A 15,557-nucleotide genomic window follows, 5' to 3' on the forward strand; every position below is an offset into this window, starting at 1 on the left:
ACACACCACCGCAACCGCATCCGGCGACAACTCCACCCGCCGCCCGAACAACTCCGGAACCGTCAACTCCGGCCCCACCACAGCCGTCTCATTGAACCCGGCAAGCGCCACCACCTCATCCGCCACCAACACATCCACCGAACCCACCAACAACCCCGGATCGGCGGTGAACTGACGCAGGACGGAGAGGAAGCGCTGCCCCATGGACTCGACGGTGGAGTGGTCGAACAGGTCGGCCGCGTACTCCAGGACGCATCGCAGCTTCCGCTCCGCGGCATTGGCGGCGAAGCCGAACTCCAGGTCGAACTTGGCGAACCGCGTCTCCACCGCCTCGAGGCGGGCGTCCAGCTCCGGCAGGCCGAGGTGCACCTTGTCGTCGTCCTGCCAGGTGAACATCACCTGGAACAGCGGGTGGTACGCCGTGGAGCGCTCCGGGTTGAGCAGCTCCACCAGACGCTCGAACGGGGCGTCCTGGTTGTCGTAGGCACCCAGCGCCTTGTCCCGCACCCGGCCGAGGACCTGTGCCAGCGACGGGTTGCCGGACAGGTCGGTCCGCAGCACCCAGGTGTTGACGAAGAATCCCACCAGGTCCGCGAGCGCCTCGTCGTTGCGCCCGGCGATCGTGGACCCCATGGCCACGTCGTCACCGGCCCCCAGGTGGTACAGCAGCACGGCCAGCGCCGACTGCATGACCATCGGCGTCGTCACACCGTGGTCACCGGCCAGCTTCTCCACCGCGGCCGTGAGGGCGGGGTCCACCTCGAACTCGACCACACCGCCGCGGTGGCTCGCCACGGCCGGCCGGGAGTGGTCGAGGGGCAGCTGCGTCTGCTGCGGCGCCCCCGCCAACTCGCCCTGCCAGTAGTCCAGTTGCGTGGACAGCACACTCTCGGGGTCGTTCTCGTCACCGAGGAACTCCCGCTGCCACAGGGCGTAGTCGCCGTACTGGACCTCCAGCTCCGGCCAGTCCGGGTCCCCGCCCTCCAGGCGCGCCGTGTAGGCGGCGGCCAGGTCGCGGGCCAGCGGCACCATCGACTCGCCGTCCGCAGCGGTGTGATGCACGATCAGCACCAGCACGTGCTCCTGGGGGCCGCAGCGAAGCAGTCGGGCCCGTACGGGAATCTCGGCACCCAGATCGAAGACGTAGGACGCCGCCTCGGCCACCGCGTCGGGGACGGCGCCGGGAGCCACATCGGCCACCGGCACCTCCCACCGCAGCTCGTCGAGCGGCACGGGGCGCTGGGCGGGCGTGCCGTCCGCGTCCTCGACGAAGACCGTGCGCAGGCTCTCGTGCCGGACGACGACGTCACGCAGCGCCGAGGACAGGGCGAGCACATCCAGCTTCCCGGTCAGCCGCACCAGGAACGGGATGTTGTAGATCGCCGACGGTCCCTCGAACCGGTCGAGGAACCAAAGCCGCCGCTGGGCGAAGGACAGGGGGATCATTTCGCGACTACTCCTCGATCAGTCGTCCGGCAGAAGCGGACGAATCACATCGCGCTGCGTTCGAATCTTCGACTTATGGGGGTTGAACGGAAATCCCGTTCACCGAAGCAGAACTGGGCAGCGAATTGCCCAGCGCGACGTTCTCCCCCGAATACTGCTGATGCTTCATCCCTGCACCGCACAGCGTCAAGCTGTTTATGTGGCGCCGTGGTTCACGTTCCCGGTCCGTGCCGCAGGACGGATTCCGCCATCCCGGCCACGGTGGGATTCTCAAAGAGTTCCTGTGTGGTGACCCGCACGCCCAGATCCTGGTCGACCATCGCAAGGAGCCTGGTCGCGCGCAACGAGTTGCCTCCGAGTTCGAAGAACGACTCGTCCCTGCCGAGGACCGGGCGGTTGAGGGCCTCCGACCAGATGGTGGCGAGCTGACGCTCCAGGTCCGTGGCCGGCGCCTCCACGTCGCGCTTCACCTTGCCAGGAACGGCTTCCAGCAGCAGCTGGGCGACATCGGCGGCACCCGTGGCGTCTCGCGGGATGAGCGGTGTCTCGACCAGCCGCACCGGCACCGGGCAGTCGCGGACGCTCGCGGCGACGGCCTCCCGGACAGCCGCCTGATCGACGCCGTCCCCCGCGTAGGCAAGGACGACTTCACTGATCCGAAGCTGATCCGGCATCAATTCCTCGACCATCGCGGGATTCGCGAGATCGAGGCCGACGATCAGAGAGTGGTGGGGCATGGTGAGCGTGTCAAGGAACAACTGGAGTCCCCCGGCAGGCTCGATGATACGAAATCCACGACTGCGCGCCGCCGCGGTCGACTGCCCGCGGTTCATCCCGATACCGGTCCACATGCTCCAGGCGAGATGCCGTACCGTGCGGCGGCGTTCATGGTGCCAGTGATCGGCGAATCCGGAAAGGAAACTGTTCGCCGCGGCGTAGGCGCCGAACGAATGCCCGCCGAATTCCGCCGTGACCGAACCGAAGAGCACGAGCGACGCGTCCTGCCGGGCTTCGAGCACCGTCGCGATGGCCAGCGTGCCATCGACCTTCGCGCTGTACTGCTCGGCGTAGGTCGCCATCGTCTCGTTGACGACGGTGTGCGACTCGGACTCGGCCCACTGAGCCGTCGGGTCCGATCCCGCCAGATGCAGCACGCCGTCGAGCGGACGGCCCCAGCGCTCCTCCGCCGACGTCACCGCCGCTTCCAGCGCCTGCGCGTCGGCGACATCGAGCTGTTCGTAGACGACCTCACCGAGTCCGGTCAGTTCGGACAGCCGGTCGGCCTTCTCACCGTCCGCGGCCGAACGGCCCACCAGCAGCAGGCGGGCGCCGTACCCGGCGACGAGGTAGGCGGCCACGTCGTGCGCGATGCCGCCCAGGCCGCCGGTGACCAGGTAGAGACCGCCCGCGATCACGGGCGGACCCGTCATGCCCGGGTCGGCGTCGTCGGCGCCGGTCGGCAGCAGCCGCGGCTGCCACCGCTTCCCCTGCCGCACGGCGACGATCCCGCTGTGGCCCCGGTCGGCGAGCTCGACGCCGAGCGCGTCCCGCCAGCCGGTGCGGTCCGCGGGCAGGTCGACCTGCCTGATCGTCAGCGTCGCGGTCTCGCTGACCGCGGTGCGCACGAGTCCGAGCAGGGCGCAGGTGCCGAGGTCGATGCGGTCGCCGTCGAGCACGTGCACCGCCCCCGAGGTGAGGACGAGCACCGACGGGTGGCCGTACTCGCCGTCCGCGAGCACCCCGAGCAACGCGGACAGTTCCGCGGTCGCGTCCCTCAGCCGGGCGCCGGGGTCACCTGCGAGCGACAGCGGCCGGGCGAACACCACCGTGGTGAGCGGGCCGTGCTCGGCGGTGACGGCCTTGAACAGCCTGTGCAGTTCGCCCCGGTCGGCCGGGCGGACCCGGAACCGGCCCGCCGCGTCCTCGCCGTACTCCTCGTCCGCACGGACGGTGACGACCTGCCCGTCGAGCGGGAGGTGCGTCAGCTCCTCCTCCTCGGCGAAGACGAGGCGCACCCCGGCTCCGTCGTCGGCGGGCCCGGCGTAGGGAAGCTGTGCCCACTGCCGCTGGACGAACCAGCCGTCCGGCTGCTCCTCCTCCGCGCCGGATCCGGCCACACGGTCGGCGAAGGAACCCGCACGCAGTTCGTTGGCCAGGGCGGCGCGCTGGACCTTTCCGCTGCCCGTCTTCGGGAACTCGGCCTCGGTGACCGGGATGAGCAGATCCGGAGCGAGTCCGGACTCGCGCACCAGGACGGCCCGCATCTCTTCCATGGTCCTGGCCAGCCGGTCCTGGTCCCAGTCCTGCGGTACGAAGAAGATCACCAGCTGGTCGCTGTCGGCACCCGGTTCCCGCACGCCGACCGCGCCCACGAAGGTGACCCGTACGTTGTCGATCTGCTCGACGACGTTCTCCAGCTCGTGCGCCATGTAGTTGATCCCGCGCACGATGATCTGGTCCTTGATGCGTCCCGCGATCACGACCTCGCCGTCCGTCACGAAGGCGGAGTCGCCGGTGCGGAACCAGCCGTTCTCGTCGAACGACTCCCGGTTGGCGTCGTCGTTGGCGAAGTAGCCGTGCATCATCGTGCGGCCGCGGATGCGCATCTCCCCCATGCTGCCTTCGGGCAGCACCGTGCCGTCCTCGTCCACGACGCGGATCTGGACCCCGGGGATCGGCCGTCCGACCTTGGAGAGGACGACGGCCCCCTCCGCCGCCGGATCGACGTAGCGGATGGTCGTGTTGAGCGAGGCCGGGTCGATGGCGACGGTGCCTGCGGCCCGGTCGTCACGGCTCTGCCGGCTGTAGGTCACGGCCGTGCACGTCTCGGACATGCCGAACGCCGGGACCATGACGTCGGCGGGCAGCCCGTAGGGAGCGAGCAGTTCCAGGAAGCGGTGGCTCGTGCCCGCGATCACCGGCTCGGCGCCGTTGATGATCTCGCGCAGGGAGGAGAGGTCCCAGGAGCGTTCGGCGTGCTGGTCGGCGAGTTCGTTGACCATGGCGAAGGCGAAGTTCGGGGCCCAGGTCGTGGTCACCCGGTACCGGTCGACCCAGTCCAGCCAGAGCAGCGGGTCGGTGAGGAAGTGGGAGATCTTGGCGTTGACGTGCATGCAGCGCAGGAACATGTCGCGGACGTTGTAGTGAACGACCGTGACGTGGTCGAACGGCATCCAGATCAGGCTCACGTCGTCGCCGGTGAGGCCGAGGTACTGGATGGCGGACAGCGAACGGTCCACCACACTCGCGTTGGTGTGCTGCACGCACTTGGGCACACCGGTGCTTCCGGAGGTGAGCAGGTTGAGGACCGGCGAGTCCCGCCGCGCCGGGTACCAGTCGCTGTCCGGCGGGTACGTGGCCAGTTCCTCGACGGTGAGGATCCGTACGTCCGGCTCGTCCCAGAGCTCCCGCACCCCGGCGAGCGGTGCGGCGGTGGCGGCGTCGGTGACGAGCACCGGGCGGCCGAGCAGCTCCCAGGCGTTGTGCAGTTTGCGGTTGACCTCGTTCGGTGTCGCGTACGTCGTGGCGACGGCCACCGGAGTCGGCACGAAGCCACCGAGCACACAGGCCCAGAACGTCGTGATGTAGCCCCGGTTGTCGTCGAAGACGAACAGCGCGGGGTCGCCGGGGCGCAACCCGGCCGCCCGCAGCCCGGCCAGCACGCGCTCGGCTTCGGCGAGGAGCGCGGGATAGGTCTGCAGTACGTCTTCGTTGCCCCGGGTGACGTAGATCGTCCCCTTGTCCGTCGCCAGTTCAGCGGCCGCGCGCAGCGCTTCCTGCAGCGTGGCGGGCGCGCCGTCCGGGATGTGCAGGGGGCCGCCGTCGAGGTCGGCCAGGGGCCGGTCCGCGGCGTCGAGCGCGACCGGGCCGGGCGTCTGCGGGGTGGCGGGGGCGGCAGGGGTCACGGCACGCACGCCCTTGCGGGCCACTGCGATCGCGTCGCCGACGCCGGGGACGCCCTTGGCCGCGGCGGCGATCTCGTCGAGAACGGCTGAGCCGAGCAGATCCGCGGCGGTCATGCGGCGCTCCCGCTCCGTGCGGATTCCAGCATCTTCGAGCCGATGAACGACACCACTTCGGCAGCCTTCTCCAGGAAGTAGAAATGTCCGCCCGCATATATTCGTTCGCTGTACTGGGCGTTCGTGTGCTCGCGCCAGCGCCGGACGGAATGAAGCGGTGCCTGCGGGTCCGCATCACTTCCGAGCGCGGTGATCAGGCAGTCGAGAGGCTCCTCCGACTTCATCTGGTGTCGCTCCCAGAGCCCGAAGTCCGCTCGGAGAACTTCCAGCAGAACACTCATGACGAATTCATCCGCGGCGATTTCGGGGTCAATTCCGCCGAGTTCGAGCACCGCGTTGCTGAATTCTTCGTCGGAGAGCTCGTGCAGCTGCCTGATCCCGGTCACGTCCGGGGCCGCACGCCCGGAAAGGAATAGCTGTTCCGGGCCGCGCCGGCCACGCGCGCGCAGCGCGGTCGTCAGTTCATAGGCGAGTGCCGCACCACAAGAATGGCCGAAGAAGGAGAACGAACCATCCATAACCGGGCGAAGGGCATGGGTGAGCGCGTTGACGAGCGGGCCCACCTCGGTGAACGACTGCTCGGCGATGCGATTCTGACGACCCGGCAGCTGGACCGCCACCAACTCGATCTCCGGCGGCAGCCAGCGGACCCAGTCGGCGTAGGCGGCCGCGCCCGCACCCGCGTGCGGGAAGCAGATCAACCGGTGTGTGTGCCCTGGTTGTTTCGCGCGCCAGATGTACGGGGTCTCGGGGACAAGTTCCCTGGTCTGAACGGTCATCTGCAGGCAGCTCCATGCTCGACGTTGTCCCGTCGACAGGACAGCGGAATGTCTTGTGGATCAACCGGGGCACGGGCGCACGGCGATGCCACTGACCGCCGCCGACTTCACCAGCCCAACCACCCGTATTGGCCAGGCGGTCTATTAAATCCGGCCACCACATAACCACTGCACTCACATCGAGCGCAAGGCATCCGCTGCCCCCGCAACAGCCACCTGTCCGGCCGACAGGACAGGAATGGATTGCAGCGACAAGTACGGCGGAATAGAAATCTGCTTGACGGTCGACCGTCCGGCGCCTCCAGTGATCCATGCACAGCCGGACAGACACGGCTGCGCGTTCCCGGGCTCTGGACACAAGCGAATTGGTGGGGTTATGTCGGGTGCACGCGCGTTGAATCCCACCGAGAATCTGTGAGGCTTTCGATGGAATACCGCATTCTCGGCCCCTTGGACATACAGGACGGCGGCCTCGCGGTGCCGCTGGATGGGGCAAAACAGCGGACGGTGCTGGCTGCCCTGCTCATCGCCGAGGGCTCACTCGTGTCCGACACGGAACTGAGCAGGCTCCTGTGGGGGGAAAAGCCGCCGGCGACGCACAGCGCCCAGATCTACAATCACGTCTCCCGGTTGCGCAAGACACTCGGCAGCGAGGTGAACATCACCCGCTGTTCACCCGGATATCTCATGCAGATCGGCAACGACTCCTTCGATCTCCGCGAGTTCGAGGACTTGGCGATGCGCGGGCAGTCGGCGTTGCTCGCGGGCCGGTTCGAGGACGCGAGCCGGCCTCTGCACCACGCGCTCTCGCTGTGGCGCGGGCCCGCGCTCGCCGACGTCTCGGAGGCACTCGCACTCACCGAGGGGCCGAGGATCGAGGAGCGCCGGATCTCCGTGGTGGAGAGCAGGATCGAGGCGGACCTCGCGATCGGCAAGCACACCGAGGTGCTTCCCGAACTGACCAGGCTCGTCGAGCAGTACCCCTTGCGCGAGCGCTTCCGCGCCCAGCTGATGACCACGCTGTACCGGTGCGACCGCCAGGCCGAGGCGCTGGTGCTGTACGACTGGAGCAGGAAGATGCTCATCGAGGAGCTCGGCGTCGAGCCGGGAGCACTGCTCCGCCAGGTTCATCAGGCCATCCTCACCGCCGACCCCGCTCTGCACGGTCCGTTCGGCCTCCAGCTCGCCCGCTGAGGCGTCAGGCCCGGTGGCCGGCCGACACGTCGGCTGGCGACCACCGGCCGTACGAGCGCAGGCCGTACAGCAACGGGCGGCAGGCCTCCTGCCCGTGCACGCGCGTCGCCTCGCCGAACACCACCACGTGGTCGCCGACCGACTGCGTCATCGCGACCCGGCAATCCGCGATCGCGTGCGCGTCATCGGGGAGGTGCGGGCCGGCGGCGTCGACGTCCTGCTCCCAGCGGACCCGGTCGAACCGGTCCGGGTCACCGGACGCGAACAGTTCCGCGGTGGCCCGCGCGTCCTCGTGGAGCAGGTTCACCGAGAACGCGCCACGTGCCTGAATGGCCGCCAGCGTAGGGCTGCCCGCGCGCAGGCACACCAGCAGCGTCGGCGGGTCCAGCGAGACGCTGCACACCGACGAGCACGTCAGTCCCCACGGCTGTCCGGCGGGATCGACCCCGGTGACGACAGCCACGCCGGTGGGGAAGCCGCGCATCATCGCGCGCAACCCCTCGGACGCGGACGCGTCGGCCGGGCGAGTGATGCTCAAATCAGTCATGGAGAATCATCCTGTGACTTGGATCCGACAGAGGCGCGGACGGGCTGGCCCGGACTCCACTTGGTCAGCAGCAGCAGGGGGCCGGTCATGATGGTCGTCACGACCGCCATGACGATGAGGGCGACGAACACCGGACGGGTCAGGATGTCCGCGTTGTAGCCGACCTTGAGCACGATCAGTTCGGTGAGGCCGCGGGTGTTCATGAGGATGCCGACGGTGACCGAGGTCTCCTTCGGCTGACCCGCCATCCGGGCACCGAAGTAGCTGCCCACCCCCTTGCCCAGGACCGCCAGCAGGATCGCGCCCACCGTGAGCGCCCAGGGCAGCGGGCCGATGCCGCCCGCGAACACGGTCACTCCCGTCACCACGAAGAAGAACGGGATCATGCTTCGGCCCAGGCTCGTCACCCTGTTGGCCACCTGCTGCCAAGGGCCGTCCGGCGGCAGGGCGAGACCGACAAGGACCGCTCCGAAGATCGCGGTGAGACCCAGGCGTTCCACGGTGAGCGCCATGGTGAGCGCGATCGCGCCCAGGAGCACCGCGGTGATCAGGGGCCGCTGTTCACACAGGTTGTGGGCGGCCCGGGTACGCAGAGCACCGCGCACCCCCAGCGCCGCCGCAGCGCCCCCGCCGAGAACCACGACGGACTGCACGAATCCGTTCAACTCGCCGGTGCTGAGCCCGACCGCCACGGACAACAACAGCCAGCCGGCCGTGTCGATGACCACGGCTGCGGTCATCGACAGGCGCCCCTCCAGGGTCTCGGTCGCGTTCCGCTCGGCGAGGATCCTCGCCATTACGGGTACCGCCGTGATCGACAGCGCCACGGCACACATCAACAGGAAGGCGGGCAGCGGCGCGCTGCCCCGGACGCCGGGTTCGTCCGCCAGGAGGATCCAGCCGGCGAACAGCACGCCGGCGAGCATGGCGGGTACGAGTCCGCCCGCCACCAGCCACACGGACGTCCGCAGCGAGCTCCGGTGGGCACCGAGACGGAGCTTGTGCGCCAGCCCGACGAGGAACAGGACAAGGCCGACTTCGGCGACCAGCTTCATGATGTCGAGGACGTCGCCCGGCAGTACCGCGTCGAACTTCGAGCGACCGAGGAGTGCCACCGCGGCAGGCCCGGCAAGCAGGCCCGCCACGATCTCACCCACGGTTTCCGGTTGCCGCAGCAATCGCGCCGCGCTCCGACCGGCATAGCCGATCACCAGCACGACGGCCAGAGCCACGGCAACATGGACCCCCGTCAGAAGGACGTCACTCATGCCCGTTCGCGCATCGACGCGAAGTACTCGTAGGTGCTCGGCAGCGTCTCGATCAGGTGCCGCGACTTGTCACGGATGGCCGCGAACTCCTTGTGGGCCGCCGCGGTGTCGGACATGCCGAGCGAGGGCGTCGCCCTGGCCGGGATGGCGCCGGTGCCGAGCAGGATGCACATGTAGGAGTACGGCGGCAGGCCGTGGTAGTAGGGGAAGACGTTCTCCGAGTCGGGCAGCTGCACCTTCCAGCGCTCGAGGCGCTCGGCGAGCCCGTCCGGGACGGCCCGGGTCTTGGTGTCCTTCCAGTACTGGGTGTCGTCGCGACCCGCGCCCTGGTAGTGCAGGACCAGGAACTCCCGTACGCCGTCCATGACGTTGGCGATGGACGAGTTGTAGCTCTTGCGCAGCTCCGGGCTCCAGTCCGCGGCCGGGAAGTGCTTCACCAGCTGCTCGATCGCGTGGTGGATGAAGAAGATCCCGGTCGACTCCAGCGGCTCGACGAAGCCGCTGGACAGGCCGATGGCGACACAGTTGTTCTTCCACGACTGCTCGCTGCGGCCGATCCGCATCCGGATGTGGTTGGCCTCGACCTCGGCGGCCTCCGGGCCGACGAACTCGCGCAGCGTGCGCTCGGCCTCCTCCGGCGAGAGGTAGTCCTTGGCGTAGACGTAGCCCGTGCCGATCCGCCCGAACAGCGGGATCGTCCAGATCCAGCCCGCGTCCTGCGCGGTGGCCTGGGTGTAGGGGTTGATGCCGCGCTTCTCCATGTCCAGCGGGACCTGCAGGGCGACCGCGCTGTCGTTGGGCAGCGTGTCCTGGTAGGAGATGAACGGCACCTCGAGCGCCTTGTTCAGGAGCACGCCCCGGAACCCGGTGCAGTCGACGAACACGTCGCCCTCGAGGGACCCGTGGTCCTTGGTGACGATGTGGTCGATCCACCCGCGCTCGTCGAGCCGCACGTCCTGGACCTCATCGATGATGTGGTGCACACCGCGGTCCGTCGAGTACTTGGTGAGGTACTTGGCGAGCAGCGCCGCCTCGAAGTGGTAGGCGTACGGGAACTGCGTCTTGCCCTGGTGCTCCGACATGGTGAGGCCGGAGAGCTCCTTGGCGCCCTCGGTGAACCCCTGGTCGATCAGCGAGCCGTCCAGGAATCGCGGGCTGCGCCCGGCGTCACAGAGGTTCGCCATGACGAAGCAGTCGGTGTCGAACCGGTCGGTGGGTCCGTCCTGCAGCCACCAGTCGGTCAGCGGGAACCCGTTGACCGTGGGCATCTGCTCGAACGGGTGGTAGAAGTGATGCCCCTTGCGCCGCCAGTCCTGGAACCGGACGGCCAGCTTGTAGGTGGCGTTGCACGCCGGCATCCACTCCTCTTCCTTGAGGTCGAGGAACTCAAAGAAGTGCCGGATATCGCTGAACGTCGCTTCACCCACCCCGATCGTGCCGATCTTGCCGGACTCAACGAGGGTTACCGAAATCTTGTCGCCGAATGCCTTCTTCAAGTAAGAGGCAGTCATCCACCCCGCCGTACCGCCGCCTACGATCACGACCCTGTCAGGGTTCTTCGTACTCATCCCAGCACCTCTGGTCCAGTTGTCGGCCTGAATTCCAGGCGCGTGCGTCACTTATCGCCAACACTGACGCCGGGATCTATCAAGCTTCTATTTTTGGGCCACTTCCGAGGGCCGGTTCTGGATTCCGATGTGCTGACCGGAGCCGGTGGGGTCGGAGCTCTATTCATGGGCACGCAAAACGGCCGCCGCAGGACGTTCCCGCGACGGCCGCTCTGTGCGGTGCGATGTGTTTCTCAGCCGAACAACTCCGCAAGGGCTTCCATGTCCATCGGCACCGGAGAGAGCCGGTAATCGGCCGGGGGCTCCACACCGAGGAGATGACGAACGAGGAAGTCCCACTTACGTCGGTTCACGTAATGCTCGTAGCCGAAGTACATGTGATCGGCTCCGGGGACGATGACCAGATCGAAATCCTTGTCCGCGGCGACCAGGGCTTCGGCGAGCCGGAGCGTCAGGTCGGGCGAGACCCGGTCGTCCAGGCCGCCGTGGACCAGCAGCAGCTTCCCTTCGAGGCGGTCGGCGATGTCCACGTTGGACGTCGCGGCGTAGGCGGCCTCGTCGAAGGGGCCGTGGTACGTCTCGGCGTGCTCCTTGTCGAGGTAGCGGAAGTCGTGCATGCCGGACTCCGCGACGCCGACCTTGAACACATCGGGGAAGTCGAGCAGCGCCCGCAGAGCGGCGAACCCACCCGCCGACGTGCCGGTCGCCCCCACCCGGTCCAGGTCCATCCACGGCCGGGTCGCGGCCAGTTCGCGCACCGCCGACACATGGTCGGCCAGGCCGGCGGCCAGCTTGCCGTAGGTGGCGTCGTGGAACTCCTTGTCGCGCCCGGGAGTGCCCGCCCCGTCCACCGCGATCACGACGAAGCCCAGTGCGGCGAGCACCTCGGCTTCGTAGCCGTACCACCCTGGATCGAAGGACGGGCTGACCCGGTTGTCCATCGGCAGGGCGTGCGGGTGGTCGATGACGGGGTACTGACGGCTGGGGTCGAACCCGTGCGGCCGGTACAGCAGGCCGTATATCTCCGTCTTCCCGTCGGCACCGGTCGCCCGGAACCGCTCCGGCGCGCTCCAGCCGCATTCGGTCAGCCGCGTGATGTCGGCGTGCTCCAGCTCGACGAGCACCTTTCCGTCCCAGTCGCGGACGGTGGCCGTCGGCGGGGTGTCCGTCGTGGACGCGGAGTCGATGAAGAACTCCCCGTTCTCCGCCACCGTGACGACGTGGTCGAACGCGTCGTCGGTGACCTTGGCGAATCCGGATCCGTCCAGGTTCACACGGCACACGGTCCGGCGGTAGGGGTCCTCCTCGACGAGCCCGGACGCGATGAAGTGGACCACCCGCCGCTCCTCGTCGACGTGCAGGATCTCCTGCACCGCCCACGGGCCCGACGTCACCTGCCCGAGCAGCTCACCGGATTCGGTGCCGTACAGGTAGAGGTGGCCCCACCCGTCCCGCTGCGAATACCAGAGCAGCTCCCGCCCTCCCGAGAGGAGCCTGACCATCGGCTGCTGCAGCTCCCGTTGTGCGGGCTCCACCCGCGTCTCACCGGTCTCGCTGACCACCGTCCGCACCTCGCCGGACTCCGGGTCGAGCCGGTACAGGCTCAGGGTGTGGACGCTTTCCTTCCCCCAGCCCAGGTAGTACACGGCGGAACCGTCCTCCGCCCACCACGCCCACCGGCGGAAGATCGGCGACATCACCGACATCCCCACCGGGTCCGCCTGTGCGGTGACGACCGTGCCGTTCTCGATGTCGATCACCACGAACTCGGCGACGGTCGAGCTGTCGTCCCCGGGGTGGGGGTACCGCTGGCTCAGCAGCCTCGGCTCACCCCCCGCGGCCGGGGCGGAGTCCACCAGGTGGGTGCGGCGGACGCCCCGGTTGTCGGTGCGGTGGGTCAGCAGCCGCTTCCCGTCGGGCGACCACGCGACGCAGGGCGGCAGATGGGGAAGTCCGACCTTCGCCAGCAGGGTGGAGTACATGAGGTAGTCGGGGCTCGCGCCGTAGTCGACGTCCTCGGTGCCGTCGGACGTCAGCGCCCAGTCGCGGCTGCCGTCCAGGGAACGCGCGCGAAGATCGTGACCGGCGCGGTACACGGCGAATTCACGGTCCGGCGAAGCGACTTCGAGAGGGTTTCCGGGCGGGGCACCCTCGGTCTTCCGAATTGCGTAGTCATCGAGTGCGACCCGCCAATGCTCGCCGAAAGCATCGAATTCCACCGCACCCGCAGTCAGTTCAATGGCGAAGAACGGCAGGGCAGCCGCATCGACTTCCTGCCCCGATTCCGCGGCCAGCGCGGCCGCAAGCCTCTTGTGATCGAATGCGACATCCCTGACACCCGCTTTGGTGTCGACCTGAATGAATCGCTTTCCCTCGGGAGTTCCGACGGTATACCAGAAGCGAGACCCGTCCTCGATCCAGCGCGGCCTGATGTTGGTGCCGAGAACGAGGTTCTTGCGATTGTGCCGCAGCAACCGTTCTGCCGTCTCGTAGACCCGCCCGTCGAGTCGAGTGCCATGCATTGGTTGACCTTCTTTCGAGGTGGTTGCCGAGCAATCCGGGCCGGGGCGCCTTACCCGCGGATCGCCAGCCGCGCCGATCTGGGAGACCTCATTGCTATCAGTCGGCATCGATCGCGTCGACGAGAAGCAGGGCAAGAGGAAGCACGCGGCGAGGAGGGGGAGAACGAGGTGGAAGGGCGGGCAGAAGGAGGGCGGCTGTCCCGTCGGCAGGACAGGACGCACTGATGCCCTGAGCCGGAGGTCTCCGGCTCAGGGCATCAGTATGTCGACTCTCGGACGCTGTCCGCCCGGTACATGGGCTAGCGCGTGGTCTCGCGGTTGAAGACCGCCCGCGCCCACAGGTAGCCGACCACGATGAGGCCGAGGCACCAGGCGATGGCCTTCAGACTGTCGCTGCCGATCTCGGTGCCCAGCATCAGCCCGCGGAGCGTCTCGTTGATCGGGGTGAAGGGCTGGTACTCGGCGAACCAGCGGAGCCCGACCGGCATCGAGTCGGGGGTGACCACGGCGCTGCCGAGGAACGGCAGGAACGTCAGCGGGGTGGGCGCGTTGCTCGCCGTCTCGATGGTCTTGGCTCCCATGCCCATGGCGGCCGACAGCCAGGTGACGGCGAAGGCGAGCAGCACGAGCAGGCCGATGGCGGCGAGCCACTCGATGGGGGAGGCGTTGGGCCGGAAGCCCACCACGAACGCGAGGCCGAGGACGAAGACAAGGCTGATCATGGTCTGGATGACGCTGCCGACCACATGTCCCACCAGCACGGAGGCACGGGAGATGGCCATGGTGCGGAAGCGGTTGATGATGCCTTCGGTCATGTCCGTGCACACGGACACCGCGGTCGTGACGCCCCCGGAGGTGACCGCCATCAAGATGATGCCGGGAACGACGAAGTTGGTGTATTCGCCACGGTCGTTCGAGGCGCCCGGCAGTCCGAGGCCGTTTCCGATCGCACCGCCGAAGACGTACACGAAGAGCAGCAGCATCACGACCGGCATGGCCGCGACGGAGAGCGTGATCGTGGGATAGCGGTACATGTGCTTCAGATTGCGGCGCAACATCGTCATCGAGTCACGCACGGCGTACGCGGAAGTGCTCATCGCAGGGACTCCTTGGCAAGTTCCGTGTTGTCAGATACCTGGCCGGGAACCTGGTTGCCGGTCAGAGCGAGGAAGACATCGTCGAGATCGGGCGTGTGCACCGTCAGTGCTTCGGCCTCGATCTGTGCGGCGTCCAGCCGGTCGAGCACGGTGCGCAGCGCCGGGATGCTCCCGTCGTTGGGGACCTGGAGCGTGAGCGCTTCGTCGTCGCGCAGGGACTGTCCGAGGGCGCGTGCCGCCACGTCGAGGCGGTGCACGTCGGCGAACTGCAGTCGGATGTGGCCACCCGGGATGCGCCGCTTGAGCTCGGCCGCCGTGCCCTCGGCGACGATCTTCCCGCCGTCGAGCACGGCGATCCGGTCGGCGAGTTGGTCGGCCTCTTCCAGGTACTGCGTGGTGAGGAAGATCGTCGTGCCCTCGGCGACGAGGTCGTGGATGATCTGCCACAGGTTGCGGCGGCTGCGGGGGTCGAGGCCGGTCGTCGGCTCGTCGAGGAAGATGATGCTCGGCCTGCCGACCAGGGTCATGGCGAGGTCGAGCTTGCGACGCATGCCGCCGGAGAAGGTGATGGCGGGCTTGTTGGCGACCTCGGCCAGGTCGAACCGCTCGAGCAGCGCGTCGGCCCGCTGCCTGCCCTCGTTTCGGGGCAGGTGGTGCAGGTCGGCCATCAGGATGATGTTCTCCCTGGCGGTCAGCAGGTTGTCCACCGCCGAGAACTGCCCGGTCACACCGATCTCGGCCCGGACAGCGTCCGGCTCCCGGTCCAGCACGTGCCCCGCGACCTGCGCCTGCCCCGCGTCCGCGGAGATGAGCGTGGACAGGATCTGCACGGTGGTGGTCTTTCCCGCACCGTTGGGGCCGAGCAGGGAGAAGACGGTTCCCGCCGGCACCTCCAGGTCGACCCCGTCGAGTACGACCTTCTCTCCGTATGCCTTGCGCAGTCCGAGGGCTGAGATCCCCTTGGGCTGGCCGGCCGTATGGGCGGTCGCGGTCATGATGCCCCTCCTTTTCGTGGCTGTTGCGCAGGTCGGTCTGTGCGGTTCGTGGTCGTGTCACCGGCCTGGGCGGCAGACGAACGGCCTTCTCGTACAGCGGTGTTGTGCGTGGTGGACGCGGT

Annotated in this window: 10 protein-coding genes; 1 reads left to right on the plus strand and 9 read right to left on the minus strand. The window is 68.2% G+C overall.

Annotated elements, in window-relative coordinates; all coding sequences use genetic code 11:
- The 3 genes from OO63_RS41805 to OO63_RS37660 all read right to left on the minus strand — a co-directional run.
- Positions 1-1,446: condensation domain-containing protein (locus tag OO63_RS41805; protein ID WP_031192551.1), on the minus strand; the 1,446-nt coding region annotated here is incomplete at its 3' end.
- Between the two features lie 212 nt (positions 1,447-1,658).
- Complete coding sequence (locus OO63_RS37655; protein ID WP_033264844.1) at positions 1,659-5,465, minus strand: SDR family NAD(P)-dependent oxidoreductase; 3,807 nt, start codon at positions 5,463-5,465, stop codon at positions 1,659-1,661.
- Entirely contained in the window at positions 5,462-6,244 is a 783-nt protein-coding gene (locus OO63_RS37660; RefSeq protein ID WP_030362292.1) for a thioesterase II family protein, read from the minus strand. The genes OO63_RS37655 and OO63_RS37660 overlap by 4 nt, the downstream gene beginning before the upstream one ends.
- A 450-nt stretch (positions 6,245-6,694) precedes the next feature.
- On the opposite strand from OO63_RS37660, the gene OO63_RS37665 reads away from it, so the two are divergent.
- Positions 6,695-7,438, plus strand: a complete 744-nt coding sequence (locus tag OO63_RS37665) for an AfsR/SARP family transcriptional regulator (protein ID WP_199819542.1) — start codon at positions 6,695-6,697, stop codon at positions 7,436-7,438.
- Between the two features lie 4 nt (positions 7,439-7,442).
- On the opposite strand, the gene OO63_RS37670 is transcribed toward OO63_RS37665, so the two are convergent.
- From OO63_RS37670 to OO63_RS37695, 6 genes are all read right to left on the minus strand, one after another.
- The gene (locus tag OO63_RS37670) at positions 7,443-7,985 is read right to left on the minus strand and encodes a flavin reductase family protein (protein WP_030362294.1); all 543 of its coding nucleotides are present in this window, start codon (positions 7,983-7,985) and stop codon (positions 7,443-7,445) included.
- Positions 7,982-9,202: a cation:proton antiporter gene (locus OO63_RS37675; RefSeq protein WP_157854124.1), complete on the minus strand. Its 1,221-nt coding sequence runs from the start codon at positions 9,200-9,202 to the stop codon at positions 7,982-7,984. The genes OO63_RS37670 and OO63_RS37675 overlap by 4 nt, the downstream gene beginning before the upstream one ends.
- A gap of 47 nt (positions 9,203-9,249) precedes the next feature.
- Positions 9,250-10,821 carry a tryptophan halogenase family protein gene (locus OO63_RS37680; protein WP_030362296.1) on the minus strand — a complete coding sequence of 524 codons (1,572 nt, stop codon included), beginning with the start codon at positions 10,819-10,821 and terminating at the stop codon, positions 9,250-9,252.
- Positions 10,822-11,054: 233 nt separating this feature from the next.
- Positions 11,055-13,343 (minus strand): S9 family peptidase, encoded by a 2,289-nt coding sequence (locus OO63_RS37685; protein ID WP_030362297.1) that lies wholly within the window; start codon positions 13,341-13,343, stop codon positions 11,055-11,057.
- Between the two features lie 299 nt (positions 13,344-13,642).
- A complete protein-coding gene (locus OO63_RS37690) occupies positions 13,643-14,440 on the minus strand; it encodes an ABC transporter permease (protein ID WP_030362298.1) in 798 nt (265 codons plus the stop codon).
- Positions 14,437-15,435: an ATP-binding cassette domain-containing protein gene (locus tag OO63_RS37695; protein ID WP_030362299.1), complete on the minus strand. Its 999-nt coding sequence runs from the start codon at positions 15,433-15,435 to the stop codon at positions 14,437-14,439. The genes OO63_RS37690 and OO63_RS37695 overlap by 4 nt, the downstream gene beginning before the upstream one ends.
- Positions 15,436-15,557 lie beyond the last annotated feature (122 nt).

This window comes from Streptomyces alboflavus (assembly GCF_000716675.1).
GTDB classification, from domain to species: domain Bacteria; phylum Actinomycetota; class Actinomycetes; order Streptomycetales; family Streptomycetaceae; genus Streptomyces; species Streptomyces alboflavus.

Bases quoted from the DNA above. Each gene is read 5' to 3' on its own strand.
- OO63_RS37695 (WP_030362299.1), bottom strand. From the start codon at position 15,435: ATGACCGCGACCGCCCATACGGCCGGCCAGCCCAAGGGGATCTCAGCC.
- OO63_RS37670 (WP_030362294.1), bottom strand. From the start codon at position 7,985: ATGACTGATTTGAGCATCACTCGCCCGGCCGACGCGTCCGCGTCCGAG.
- OO63_RS37680 (WP_030362296.1), bottom strand. From the start codon at position 10,821: ATGAGTACGAAGAACCCTGACAGGGTCGTGATCGTAGGCGGCGGTACG.
- OO63_RS37690 (WP_030362298.1), bottom strand. From the start codon at position 14,440: ATGAGCACTTCCGCGTACGCCGTGCGTGACTCGATGACGATGTTGCGC.
- OO63_RS37660 (WP_030362292.1), bottom strand. From the start codon at position 6,244: ATGACCGTTCAGACCAGGGAACTTGTCCCCGAGACCCCGTACATCTGG.
- OO63_RS37685 (WP_030362297.1), bottom strand. From the start codon at position 13,343: ATGCATGGCACTCGACTCGACGGGCGGGTCTACGAGACGGCAGAACGG.
- OO63_RS37655 (WP_033264844.1), bottom strand. From the start codon at position 5,465: ATGACCGCCGCGGATCTGCTCGGCTCAGCCGTTCTCGACGAGATCGCC.